Source organism: Kosakonia sp. SMBL-WEM22, from assembly GCF_014490785.1.
In the GTDB taxonomy this organism is placed as follows: domain Bacteria; phylum Pseudomonadota; class Gammaproteobacteria; order Enterobacterales; family Enterobacteriaceae; genus Kosakonia.
This window is the reverse complement of record NZ_CP051488.1, coordinates 1,855,250-1,866,543: the sequence shown is the minus strand read 5'-3', so window position 1 is coordinate 1,866,543 and position 11,294 is coordinate 1,855,250. Positions and strand designations below refer to the sequence as shown.

11 protein-coding genes, 1 tRNA gene and 1 pseudogene are annotated in these 11,294 nt (G+C 46.0%); 8 read left to right on the top strand and 5 right to left on the bottom strand.

The features are described from left to right. The first annotated feature begins 127 nt into the window (after positions 1–127). The 3 genes from HF650_RS08815 (at position 128) to HF650_RS08805 (ending at position 2,881) form a co-directional block, all read left to right on the top strand. The gene (locus HF650_RS08815) at positions 128–994 is read left to right on the top strand and encodes a transcriptional regulator (protein WP_187802023.1); all 867 of its coding nucleotides are present in this window, start codon (positions 128–130) and stop codon (positions 992–994) included. After that, positions 987–1,466, top strand: coding sequence for a hypothetical protein (locus tag HF650_RS08810; protein WP_187802022.1), 480 nt, complete (start codon positions 987–989; stop codon positions 1,464–1,466). The genes HF650_RS08815 and HF650_RS08810 overlap by 8 nt, the downstream gene beginning before the upstream one ends. Positions 1,467–2,386: 920 nt before the next feature. Then, complete coding sequence (locus HF650_RS08805; RefSeq protein WP_187802021.1) at positions 2,387–2,881, top strand: serine acetyltransferase; 495 nt, start codon at positions 2,387–2,389, stop codon at positions 2,879–2,881. A gap of 282 nt (positions 2,882–3,163) precedes the next feature. Here the strand turns inward: HF650_RS08805 and HF650_RS25245 are convergent. The 3 genes and pseudogenes from HF650_RS25245 to HF650_RS08790 all read right to left on the bottom strand — a co-directional run. Continuing rightward, positions 3,164–3,407 (bottom strand): annotated as a pseudogene (locus HF650_RS25245) (hypothetical protein); the annotation flags it as partial. A gap of 1,695 nt (positions 3,408–5,102) precedes the next feature. After that, a tRNA-Ser gene (locus HF650_RS08795) sits at positions 5,103–5,190 on the bottom strand. Positions 5,191–5,330: 140 nt separating this feature from the next. After that, positions 5,331–6,959 carry an ABC transporter substrate-binding protein gene (locus tag HF650_RS08790; RefSeq protein ID WP_187802019.1) on the bottom strand — a complete coding sequence of 543 codons (1,629 nt, stop codon included), beginning with the start codon at positions 6,957–6,959 and terminating at the stop codon, positions 5,331–5,333. A 268-nt stretch (positions 6,960–7,227) separates the two neighbouring features. Here HF650_RS08790 and yccA point away from each other — a divergent pair, with 268 nt between their 5' ends. Together yccA and tusE are read left to right on the top strand one after the other, a co-directional pair. After that, complete coding sequence (gene yccA / locus HF650_RS08785) at positions 7,228–7,887, top strand: FtsH protease modulator YccA (protein ID WP_054803117.1); 660 nt, start codon at positions 7,228–7,230, stop codon at positions 7,885–7,887. Between the two features lie 88 nt (positions 7,888–7,975). Beyond that, positions 7,976–8,305, top strand: coding sequence for a sulfurtransferase TusE (tusE, locus tag HF650_RS08780; protein WP_187802018.1), 330 nt, complete (start codon positions 7,976–7,978; stop codon positions 8,303–8,305). On the opposite strand, the gene yccX is transcribed toward tusE, so the two are convergent. Next, positions 8,302–8,583 (bottom strand): acylphosphatase, encoded by a 282-nt coding sequence (gene yccX, locus HF650_RS08775; RefSeq protein ID WP_187802017.1) that lies wholly within the window; start codon positions 8,581–8,583, stop codon positions 8,302–8,304. The genes tusE and yccX overlap by 4 nt on opposite strands. Positions 8,584–8,674: 91 nt before the next feature. On the opposite strand from yccX, the gene rlmI reads away from it, so the two are divergent. Then, positions 8,675–9,865, top strand: coding sequence for a 23S rRNA (cytosine(1962)-C(5))-methyltransferase RlmI (rlmI, locus tag HF650_RS08770; RefSeq protein ID WP_187802016.1), 1,191 nt, complete (start codon positions 8,675–8,677; stop codon positions 9,863–9,865). Positions 9,866–9,925: 60 nt separating this feature from the next. Next, entirely contained in the window at positions 9,926–10,243 is a 318-nt protein-coding gene (gene hspQ / locus HF650_RS08765) for a heat shock protein HspQ (protein ID WP_187802015.1), read from the top strand. A 29-nt stretch (positions 10,244–10,272) separates the two neighbouring features. Here the strand turns inward: hspQ and HF650_RS08760 are convergent, their stop codons facing one another. Next, positions 10,273–10,686, bottom strand: coding sequence for a CoA-binding protein (locus HF650_RS08760; RefSeq protein WP_187802014.1), 414 nt, complete (start codon positions 10,684–10,686; stop codon positions 10,273–10,275). A gap of 136 nt (positions 10,687–10,822) precedes the next feature. Here HF650_RS08760 and mgsA point away from each other — a divergent pair, with 136 nt between their 5' ends. Further along, the gene (gene mgsA / locus HF650_RS08755; RefSeq protein ID WP_187802013.1) at positions 10,823–11,281 is read left to right on the top strand and encodes a methylglyoxal synthase; all 459 of its coding nucleotides are present in this window, start codon (positions 10,823–10,825) and stop codon (positions 11,279–11,281) included. The last annotated feature ends 13 nt before the right edge of the window (positions 11,282–11,294 follow it).

The following is an 11,294-nucleotide window of genomic DNA, read 5'->3' as shown; positions in this document are numbered from 1 at the left end:
TTCATTCATGCTACAAAAAAACGTGGAAATTACTCTTACATCATGTTGAAATTACTGTATGGAGTAATAGCTATGTTTAATATGGAATGTTGATAAGGAACTCAGCCCTGGCTGCGTTGAAAGGTATATGCACTGGATTATAAACGAATGTATTGAATTCAGACCAGTTTTAAAGAAATTAACCTCCCTTAAAAACCCTGAAGTGAGTGTGATCTTAACCACCCCAGCAAGTCGGTGCCTTCTGCTATTACTTGAGGCATCTCCCGACATTGTCCTGCAGCAAGATTTTTTCAAGAAAGTATGGGAAGAGGAAGGAATGTTGGTTCCGGCCAACACTCTCTATCAGAATATTTCAATTGTCCGACGCGGACTACGTGCAGTGGGCGACACGGATCAAAAACTCATCGCCACCATTCCTCGTAAAGGCTTCCAAATTGATGACAGTGTCAGAATCATTAAACAGGATGATATCGTAGAAGCAACTGACAGCATTGCGCTTGATATTACCAACGCCTTAGACTCGGAATTGCCTGATAAGAGCTTCAATCCCGTTATTGATGATGCCTCGTCAGAGCCTCTCATAACACCATTATCCCAACCATCACCTATTGAAAATGAAAAGCAAATTAAAAAAATGCTTTTGCCTGTCATGCTTGTTCTCATCGCTTTTTTCACTGGCTTCATTGTTACAAGCTTCATTTGGTATGCACATGAAGAACCCGCTTTCTTCAACAATTACACTCTCATTGAGACAGATAATGGTTGCCATTTTCATACGAGGAATGACATTCATGACAACAATAATCCCTATTCGAAATATAAAAGCTTAATTCTGAACACAGGATTAAGTTGCAAGAGCTATCCATGGGTCTATTTTCCTCTTTCTGCTACGTCTCCTACTTTGACCGCATTAGCCTGTAGAAATAAATACACTACAGAGTCTTCACCAGGATGTATCTCTCTCCATATTAGTGGAATCAAGCGAGATGACTAAAAAGAGGATTAGCTTATTAATTTTTTTTCTCTCTGCAGGTCTCGCATTTGGCTATCTGTACCTAAAGGCCATAGCAAAATTGCGCGCTGCGGAAACTTGCTCAGCAATGGTTGTTGTCTTTAATAAGGATGCGCAAGCTAACTTGACGCTGGACTTTATGTACAACAGACGAACGCTGAGCGGAATCGTCTCTGTGAGTGGGCGCTATCGTCACCCCAACCACCCGGAGGGTACGATTAGAAGGGATGTCGCATACACATGGGTGGAGAACAAAAATACCTTTCAACTTTTATCAACCAATATCAATAAGGTCGATAACGTTGAGAGTTTGCCCGATGATGTTATCGCTACCATTATGCCCGCTTTTTACGTTTACCCTAACAGACAGATAAATTACGCAATCAAACGACAAGGCGGTAGTAGCTTTCTCTTCAGTGTCGGTAAACGACCGTTGTTTGTCTGTAGTACATGATCAAAACACATGAAAAGGTATAAGACATTACTTGGTTATTTGGCAGCATTTTTGCGGCTATAGCCCGTTTCTTTACAAGCAAAATACGGGGTTATCTTTCGAGAACCCCTTATCATAGCTTGCGGTAGCGCAGACATTCGAACTCTGGAACCCTTTCGGGTCGCGGACTTCAAGAACGAAAAAATAACATCATTTGTAAATGTTATCAAAATGTTTTCGTGTATTTAGCGCATCAATATATATATGACAAATTAATACAATGAATCGACAGGGATAGTCCAACATCTCCGAGTCTTAATAATATTGTTTTTTAAATTTTGTCGATGATATTCGCTCACTCGCACCATACCGATGTTTACTGTCACAGAATATTTAGTGTGAATCAATAAGATCGTTACTGGATTCTCCCCTCCTTTCATAGATTTTTATCCTTTCGCATTTAATAACACGAAAATGCTTAGCTGACAGCTCTGGTAACAGTGGACCAAAACCTGATTTGGTGGTGATTACGGCGCCACACATCCACCTTCAACCAACCTTTATGGGTCTGATGGATGTAGCCAGTCCCAAACGGTTCTTGTCAGTACACCTACTGCCGCCCAGTGGCAGGGGCCTACTTTGTCAAGTAATTGAAGTAATTATCAAATGCTACTTCCTCTACAGGTGACGCTGGATACTACCACCGCCAGGGTGAATGACTTTTTATCCTCATGCCTTACACCCGTGGGTTTCACTTAATTTTGTATGAATGTAAGGCATCGGAGTGGTCGGCTTACCGACTTTAATAGCTTGTAACGTGATGACCGTACGGCTAAAATCATCTAACTTTTTTTCTGAAAATTTAGGTATGTGCCGTGATGTGTATTTTTGGAAAAATTAAAAAATTTATTAATCGTAGCTAATACTTCTTAGGGATAAACATGAAAAATTTCATCAAAACACTTATTTATGATTTGAAGATAAACAATGCAAAATCTAAGGTTGTCATATTACTATTTAGATTATCTACGATACATGCAAAAACAAAGATATTGTATCCACTATCTCTCGTTTTTGTAATTCTCAATAAAATAGTAAATGAGTTTTTCCTTGGAGTTGAATTATCCTACCATTTAAAAATAGGTAAAGGATTTAAAATATGGCATGCAAATTCTGTAATCATCAACAGAAACTGCGTTATAGGAGATCACTTTGTCATCCGTCAATGCTGTACACTTGGTGGAAACAAGAGAGGAATAGATATAAATTTCAAAGTTGGCAATAACGTCGAAATGGGTGCGCATTCCTGCATCATCGGAGACGATATTGAAATCGGTGATAACGTTAAAATTGGTGTTGGAACGCTTGTAATGAAAAGTGTCCCTTCGGATAAAGTAGTTATTTCAAGCAATAAAATGGTTATTCTTGATAATTGAAGTTGTAATTATATTATTCATTTTAATCATCGCTTTTGCTATATTTCTTCCGGTTGAGCGGTGCATCTATGGGCTCTTTAATCATTAATTTTTCTTCAGCTCAAAGATGCACCTGCTGGACTCCAGTATCCCATCCTCAGTATGAGTCCTTCGGAAAAGAACTGGCCGATATCGCTAGATGGCCCAGTCAACATTATGCTATCTCTATATTAAAGTCGGACCGGTCATAAAGATGATATCTGAGCGATCGACGCCCTCGAACACCATCTTTTGCGGCGATCATTCAACCTCTTTTCCTTTGGCTGCTTATTTAAGCGCGTATTGGCCCACAATGGCGTATCACCGATGTCGGTGGAATGACGGCATTATTCGCATCTTTCACTACAGCGGACTCGGACACGCCATCGACATACTTACCGTCCCATTTTCCAACATTACTGATATGCAGAGCATCGATAACCACGCCGTTTTTCTGAAATTCACTACTGATACGCGCAACCATATTATTGTCGATGCTAATTTTCGCGCACATGCCGAAACCCGTGACGAAGAAATGAATCGCCTGGCGGAACGCATAAGATCTTTCGCAAATAAAGATAAAAACGCTTAGGAAATTAATTCTGTTGTGCCTTATGTCGATGAATCTGGATAGCTCAAGATACAACAAAACACATTCACTCTCCGCAAAGGTCTCGTCTACTTTACGATCGATAATAAAAAGCTTCTGCCTGATGATTTGTTATCTGTTCAAAAGATCAAAAAGCCATCTTAGAGGTAATTAAGGCTAAGAAAATTGCCGCAGCACAAATTACCGTTGATGGCGGCGCATTACCTGCCGAACAGTTAAACCCGCTTCCGGAAGCCCATCTTGAGATTGGCGAACACTTAGTACAGGTACACTAACAATACTGAAACTACCGCTCAAACGTAGCAATGAGTATATATCGTTCTATATGATGGTAGTAACGGCATTATTGAATGCCTGCAGCTGTTCTGAATTTTGGATACATCCGCCAAAAACGTAACGGTTACGCGTATGAGAAGCATTTCTCACTTTAAATCTCATTAAGTGTAATCAGAAATGTATTCCATCACTGTTAGAATTTAGATCTCATTATTTGCATGAGATCGCAATGAGGCTATGGCAATCCGGATCTACCCTCTTCAACAATTTCGATATAACAACTGGCCCGTTATCGGCAAGCTTGCGAAAGAAGACCCTGCCCTGTTTGACATCGAACACGCCTGCCGTGATGCTTTTTATTGGATGATGAGAAAAGAGCAACATGACCGGAGAAAATAGTCTGCTAACAGACGCGGAACTGATGGATTATACCGGTTATCCACAACCATCCAAACAACAGGAAATAGAGGAGCGTGGCCATTTTTAATATATCCCAGACCGACAAGTAAACCCGATGATTATCTGGACATATACCACGATATACTGAACGGACAGTACACCATGCAGATCAGTACAGAAGATAAAATCGATTTCGGATCTATTTATTTGGCGAAACCGGGCGATAGCAAGCTCCCTCCCCGCGTATAAAAAATCAGAATGCGTTACTAATACAAACCCACGCCGAGGGAGACCGTGACGCTGGGACCAACCACCCTCACCATGTCAGCGTTACACAAACGAAACGAGGAAGACGATGCAAATATTCAGATGTGATTACGTTCGAAAAGCCTTGGAAGATTTTCTTGAAAGTGCCTACTAAACTGAGCTTGCAATACGAACACCGCGAGATCATCTGCAACATCAAAAAAACTTTTCGCCGTATACGGTAAAGTTAAAGCTGACTTAATCTAACTGGCAGACGTTCGTCATTTTATGGATCGTCGTGGCCTGCAAAGTAAAAATCAGTCCAACCAGGAAATGAGCTGTATGTCGAGTGTTTACCGCAGGGGATATGAACGCGGTTACGTTAAGGGAAACCTCTGCGCCTGGGTCAGTAAATTTTCTCTTAAGTCTCGCGTAAGATACAGTACTGACGAAGACTTTATGGCAATTTGTAAGCGTGCCTATCACGTCGTTATGGCAGCAATATCGTAACTGTCCGCAGCCCGGCAATCTGACGTACTTTCTCTGCGCTGGATGCAGGTATCTGATAAGGGAATTGTGATGCTCATGGAGAGATAAGATATTCTCCGACAACACTCTTTTTCTTCGCCTCAAAAACAAAGGGGTTACCTTTCGGTAACCCCTCATCTTATATGGCGGAAGCGCAGAGATTCGAACTCTGGAACCCTTTCGGGTCGCCGGTTTTCAAGACCGGTGCCTTCAACCGCTCGGCCACACTTCCGGTGTGAGGCGCACTATAAACATCCTCGCCCTTCATGTAAAGCGTGACAATGTTTGTTTGCGTGAAAAACAAGCAAAAACAGGTTAATTGCTTTAAAAATCAACACAGTGTTCAACAAAGAAGCGGATACGGGTAAAGATTTAATGTTTTTTGATGTACATGTCCTGAGTGAGGTAGTAACCAAGAGGATCGGGATTGAAACCTCCGACCCAAGGTTTCACTAAATGTGTACGGACGTAGTGATAGACAGGAATTGCCGGAACATCACGTGCCAGAATATCCTCTGCTTGCTGATAATATTTTCCTCGCTCGGTGACATCTTTCGCCTTCGCCGCCTCATCCAGCGCGTCGTCATAGGCTTTGTTATTGTACTTACTTGTATTTTCACTGCTTCCGGTACGGAAATTGTTCAGGAAGGTCGCTGCATCGTCATAATCCGCGATCCATGCGTAGCGCACCGCATCAAAATTGCCGGTATGCATCGTATCCAGCATCGTTTTCCATTCCTGATTCTGCAGCTTTGCCTCAACGCCAAGATTTTTTTTCCACATTGAGCTCGCCGCAATGGCAATTCGTTGATGCGTCTCCATTGTGTTGTAGAGAAGATTGAAACTTAAAGGATGGGCCTCGTTAAAGCCTGCCTCATTCAGCAATCTTTTTGCCTCCGCGAGGCGTTTTTCGCGTGGCCATGTTGAATAATCTGGCGGGGATATTTTCACTCCGCCGATCTCAGGCTGACTGACGACCCATGCAGGCCTTTGCCCCTGCGCCATCACTTTGTCAGCAATGATATCTTTATCTAACCCCATATTGAGCGCACGCCGTAGACGTGGATCGTTGAAGGGGGGGTTAGTGGTATTAAACTCGTAATAGTAAGTTGCAAGTTGAGGCTCAACGCTGACCTGCTTGCCAAATGTTTTACGCAACTGGGCAAACTGGTTTACAGGGATGGTATAGGTAATATCTATCTCCCCGGCCTTAAAACGGTTCACATCCGCCGTTTCCGCGCTGATAGGCAAATAGGTGACTTTATTGATTACCGTAGCCTTATTATTCCAGTAGCGCGTATTGCGTTCCGCTACGATACGCTCGTTGACCACCCAGTCGGTGACTTTATAAGCCCCACTGGTCACAATATGTTCTGGTTTGGTCCACTTATCTCCGAAGCGGTTAACAAGAACTTGATCAATTGGTACTAAAGAGGGATGGGCCAACATCGATAAAAAAGAGGCTGTAGGCTGAGTAAGGGTAATCTCGAGAGTCGAGTCATCCACCGCTTTTACACCCAACGCATCTACCGGCTTTTTACCTTGTGCGATATCTGCTGCGTTAAGGATATGCATATTCCCCGGATAGCTGGCGTATGGTGATGCCGTTTTAGGATCAACAAGACGTTGCCAACTCCAGACCACATCTTTTGCTGTAATCGCTGTACCATCCGACCATGTGATCCCCGGGCGTAGATGAAACGTCCAGACACTATTATTTTTGTTCTCCCATCTTTCGGCTAAAAGCGGCTCAATAGAGCCATCCTTTTTGACGGCCACCAGCCCGTCAAACATATCGCGAATAATGTTGAACTCGATATCACTTTCAACCTTGTGGGGATCCAGAGATGCCGGCTCACTGCCATTGTTACGGACTAATTCCTGCTTTGCCGCCAGTTCAACACCCGTGGGTACGCTTGCCCCATAGACCTGAGTCGTTGCGGACATCATCCCAACTGCAAATAAAACGCGAGTTATGTTGTTTAGTGTTTGTGGTTTCATATCCATTTCGCCTTTGAAATTTGTTTTATACCGACGCCATTACACTCTTAACGTGCTAAAGATTAGACGGCAAAACATTTCGAGGGATATAAGAGATAAATATGGCTCTGCATCACATTTGCTTCCCATTCATCTGGTAACACTTTTTATTGATAAAACAGGCATCAGCAGCCGCTGCGATGAGTAAAGATGGGTAAAACGGCTTTTACAGCAAGCGAGACTTTCCTAGACTCCACTTCTAATTACATCTGTCATAAGAGAGTGGCTTATGGATCGTCTAATTACTTCTTCGCGTGATCGCACATCCCTGCTGAGCACGCACAAAGTTCTTCGTAATACCTATTTCCTGCTCAGCCTGACACTGGCTTTTTCGGCGATCACAGCAACAGCGAGCACCGTTCTGATGCTGCCTTCGCCGGGTCTCATTCTGACGCTGGTGGGTATGTATGGTTTGATGTTCTTAACCTATAAACTGGCGAATAAGCCGAGCGGTATTCTGGCGGCATTTGCCTTTACTGGCTTTCTTGGGTATATCCTCGGGCCGATGCTAAACGCGTATTTGTCTGCCGGGATGGGTGACGTCATAGCGCTGGCGCTTGGCGGCACCGCGCTGGTCTTTTTCTGCTGTTCAGCCTATGTGCTGACAACACGCAAGGATATGTCCTTCCTCGGCGGTATGCTGATGGCAGGTATTGTGGTTGTGCTTATCGGTATGGTTGCAAATATTTTCCTTCAGCTCCCTGCCCTGCACCTTGCAATCAGTGCAGTGTTTATTCTGATTTCAACCGGCGCGATTTTGTATGAAACCAGCAACATCATTCACGGTGGCGAAACGAACTATATTCGTGCGACCGTGAGTCTCTATGTATCGCTGTACAACATCTTTGTCAGCCTGCTGAGCATTCTGGGTTTCGCTAGCCGCGACTAACAACTATGCCGTCTCAACCAGGCCCCGCTTATGCGGGGCTTTGTTTTTTGGTACACTCCCGCCGTTATAAACAGCCGTTGTGGAAATTATGTTGATCTTCGAAGGTAAAGAGATTGAGACGGATAGCGAAGGCTATCTGAAAGAGACCTCACTGTGGAGCGAAGCGCTGGCAGAGGCGATCGCAGAGAAAGAGAGTATTTTTCTCACCCCGGAACATTGGGAAGTGGTGCGTTTTGTGCGCGACTTTTATCTTGAGTTCAATACATCGCCTGCGATTCGCATGCTGGTAAAGGCAATGGCCAATAAATATGGCGAAGAGAAAGGCAACAGCCGCTATCTCTACCGCCTCTTTCCAAAAGGGCCGGCTAAGCAGGCAACCAAGATTGCCGGCCTGCCTAAACCGGTAAAGTGCATTTAGTAGCGGATCCCGAAATCGGTCCACTCTCTGTCGGGTTGATGAGGCTCGGTCAAAACCTTATCGACCCGCGCGCTACGCGGCCCGCCAGCTTTTAACCACTCGATTAGTTTGTTGACATTCTCAGCCTCACCACAGGCAACCACCTCAACGCTGCCATCATCCAGATTGCGCGCATATCCTGATAATCCAAGACGCCGCGCTTCATGTTGAGTGGTGTAGCGAAATCCGACACCTTGTACGCTGCCATGTACCCAGGCAATTGTGCAAACTTGAGCCATATCTTATCTCCATCAATGCGGGCGCGTTGCATTTACCCGGCGAACCCGTGACAATAGCGCCCATTTTCTTCAGCCGACAGAATAGCCAAATATGAGTGTACGTTTAGTGTTAGCCAAAGGACGCGAGAAGTCATTGTTGCGTCGTCATCCCTGGGTATTTTCCGGCGCCGTAGCGCGAATGGAAGGCAAAGCCAGCCTCGGAGAAACCGTGGATATTGTCGATCATCAGGGTAAATGGCTGGCCCGCGGAGCGCTCTCTCCCGCTTCACAAATTCGCGCACGCGTCTGGACATTTGATAAAGACGAAAGCATTGATATCGACTTCTTTACGCGCCGTTTACAGCAAGCGCAACAGTGGCGTAACTGGCTCGCCGGGCGTGATGGACTGGACAGCTACCGCCTGATTGCGGGCGAGTCAGATGGCTTACCGGGCGTAACAATTGATCGTTTCGGCAATTTTCTGGTGCTGCAACTTCTGAGCGCGGGTGCGGAATATCAGCGTCCGGCACTCCTTTCGGCACTACAAACGCTCTATCCGGAGTGCGCCATTTACGATCGCAGCGATGTTGCGGTGCGAAAAAAAGAGGGACTGGAATTAACCCAGGGCCCGGTACTGGGTGAGCTTCCGCCGCCGCTGCTGCCGATTGAAGAGAACGGCATGAAGCTTTTGGTTGATATTAAGGGTGGCCACAAGACAGGTTATTACCTCGACCAACGCGACAGCCGCCTGGCGACACGCCGCTATGTAGCGGACAAACGCGTGCTTAACTGCTTCTCTTACACCGGTGGCTTTGCCGTCTCCGCACTGATGGGCGGCTGTCGTGAGGTTGTTAGTGTAGACACCTCACAGGAAGCGCTGGACGTGGCGAAGCAGAACGTTACCCTGAATAAGCTGGATCTGAGTAAAGCAGAATTTGTCCGCGATGATGTATTTAAACTGCTGCGTAAATATCGCGATCAGGGCGAAACTTTCGATGTAATTGTGATGGATCCGCCGAAATTTGTTGAAAACAAAAGTCAGCTGATGGGCGCGTGCCGCGGCTACAAAGACATCAACATGCTGGCGATTCAGTTGCTCAATCCCGGCGGCGTGCTGCTGACCTTCTCCTGCTCAGGTTTGATGAACACTGACTTATTTCAGAAAATCATCGCTGATGCCGCCTTAGATGCCGGGCGTGATATACAATTTATAGACCAGTTCCGTCAGGCCGCCGATCACCCGGTGATCGCAACCTACCCGGAAGGGCTTTATCTGAAAGGGTTTGCCTGTCGCGTCATGTAAGTTGAAATCTGGAGCCGTGCCCCCATATTTGGGGTTATCTAAGGTTCCCGGGAGGTGACAATGATAGCCAGCAAATTCGGTATCGGTCAGCAGGTTCGCCACTCTCTGCTGGGGTATCTTGGCGTAGTGGTCGATATCGACCCCGAGTACTCTCTGGATGAGCCGTCAGCAGACGAGCTGGCGGTTAATGATGAGTTACGCGTACTGCCCTGGTACCACGTAGTGATGGAAGATGACGACGGTCAACCCGTCCACACTTATCTCGCTGAAGCGCAGCTCACCAGTGAAATAACGGATGAGCATCCTGAACAGCCCTCAATGGACGAACTGGCGCGCACTATTCGGCGCCAGCTGCAGGCTCCAAGACTGCGAAACTGATCTTACCCCGCAACCGGCGGGGTATTTTTTTATTTAGCCAAACCCAGACGCGGAATTTCAATCGCCGGGCAGCGATCCATGACGACATTTAGCCCCGCTTCCTGCGCCAGCACAGCAGCCTGTTCATTGATTACGCCCAGTTGCATCCACAACGTTTTCGCCCCTACGGCAATCGCCTCTTGCGCAACTTCCCATGCGGCTTCAGAGTTGCGGAACACATCCACCATATCAATTTTTTCTGGCACATCTGCCAGCGTGGCATACCCTTGTTGTCCCAGTAGCGTCTTGCCAGCTACTTTTGGCGACACAGGGATAACATGATAACCCTGCCCTAACAGGTAATTCATAACGCGATAACTGGGACGATCGGGTTTGTCGCTTGCGCCGACCAGAGCAATGGTATGCGTAGCGCGTAAAATCTCGGCAATATTGTTCTCTTTCATCTTTTCCTCCGCGTGATTTCACAAAGTGTAAATCAATCGGGGTAACTCAACCATTTTCTGTTTTTTTTATTCGCTTCTCTTGCAGCATCAATCGCTTCCAGTAATCTGTAGCAAACATCACTGACGGAAATAGATCATGGAATCAACCACTCGCACGCTACCCGTACGCAAGAATATCGCTCTCGTTGCGCACGATCACTGCAAGCAGTCGTTAATGAAATGGGTTGAGCGGCATCAGCCCGTGCTGGCGGCGCATCAACTGTATGCAACCGGCACGACGGGTAATTTGATTCAACGTGCAACCGGGCTGGAAGTGAATGCTATGCTGAGCGGCCCGATGGGCGGCGATCAGCAGGTCGGCGCACTCATCTCTGAAGGTAAAATCGACGTACTCATTTTCTTCTGGGATCCGCTGAATGCCGTTCCCCACGATCCCGATGTAAAAGCCCTGCTTCGCCTGGCGACCGTATGGAATATTCCTGTGGCAACCAATCTCTCAACGGCCGATTTTATTATCGAATCCCCACAATTTAATCAAAGCGTCGATATTTTGATTCCGGACTATCAGCGCTACCTGGTTGAGCGGTTGAAGTAACTTCAGGCGGCAA

Bases quoted from the DNA above. Each gene is read 5' to 3' on its own strand.
- HF650_RS08805 (WP_187802021.1), top strand. From the start codon at position 2,387: ATGAAAAATTTCATCAAAACACTTATTTATGATTTGAAGATAAACAAT.
- rlmI (WP_187802016.1), top strand. From the start codon at position 8,675: ATGAGTGTACGTTTAGTGTTAGCCAAAGGACGCGAGAAGTCATTGTTG.
- mgsA (WP_187802013.1), top strand. From the start codon at position 10,823: ATGGAATCAACCACTCGCACGCTACCCGTACGCAAGAATATCGCTCTC.
- yccA (WP_054803117.1), top strand. From the start codon at position 7,228: ATGGATCGTCTAATTACTTCTTCGCGTGATCGCACATCCCTGCTGAGC.
- HF650_RS08790 (WP_187802019.1), bottom strand. From the start codon at position 6,959: ATGAAACCACAAACACTAAACAACATAACTCGCGTTTTATTTGCAGTT.
- yccX (WP_187802017.1), bottom strand. From the start codon at position 8,583: ATGGCTCAAGTTTGCACAATTGCCTGGGTACATGGCAGCGTACAAGGT.
- hspQ (WP_187802015.1), top strand. From the start codon at position 9,926: ATGATAGCCAGCAAATTCGGTATCGGTCAGCAGGTTCGCCACTCTCTG.
- tusE (WP_187802018.1), top strand. From the start codon at position 7,976: ATGTTGATCTTCGAAGGTAAAGAGATTGAGACGGATAGCGAAGGCTAT.
- HF650_RS08760 (WP_187802014.1), bottom strand. From the start codon at position 10,686: ATGAAAGAGAACAATATTGCCGAGATTTTACGCGCTACGCATACCATT.
- HF650_RS08815 (WP_187802023.1), top strand. From the start codon at position 128: ATGCACTGGATTATAAACGAATGTATTGAATTCAGACCAGTTTTAAAG.
- HF650_RS08810 (WP_187802022.1), top strand. From the start codon at position 987: ATGACTAAAAAGAGGATTAGCTTATTAATTTTTTTTCTCTCTGCAGGT.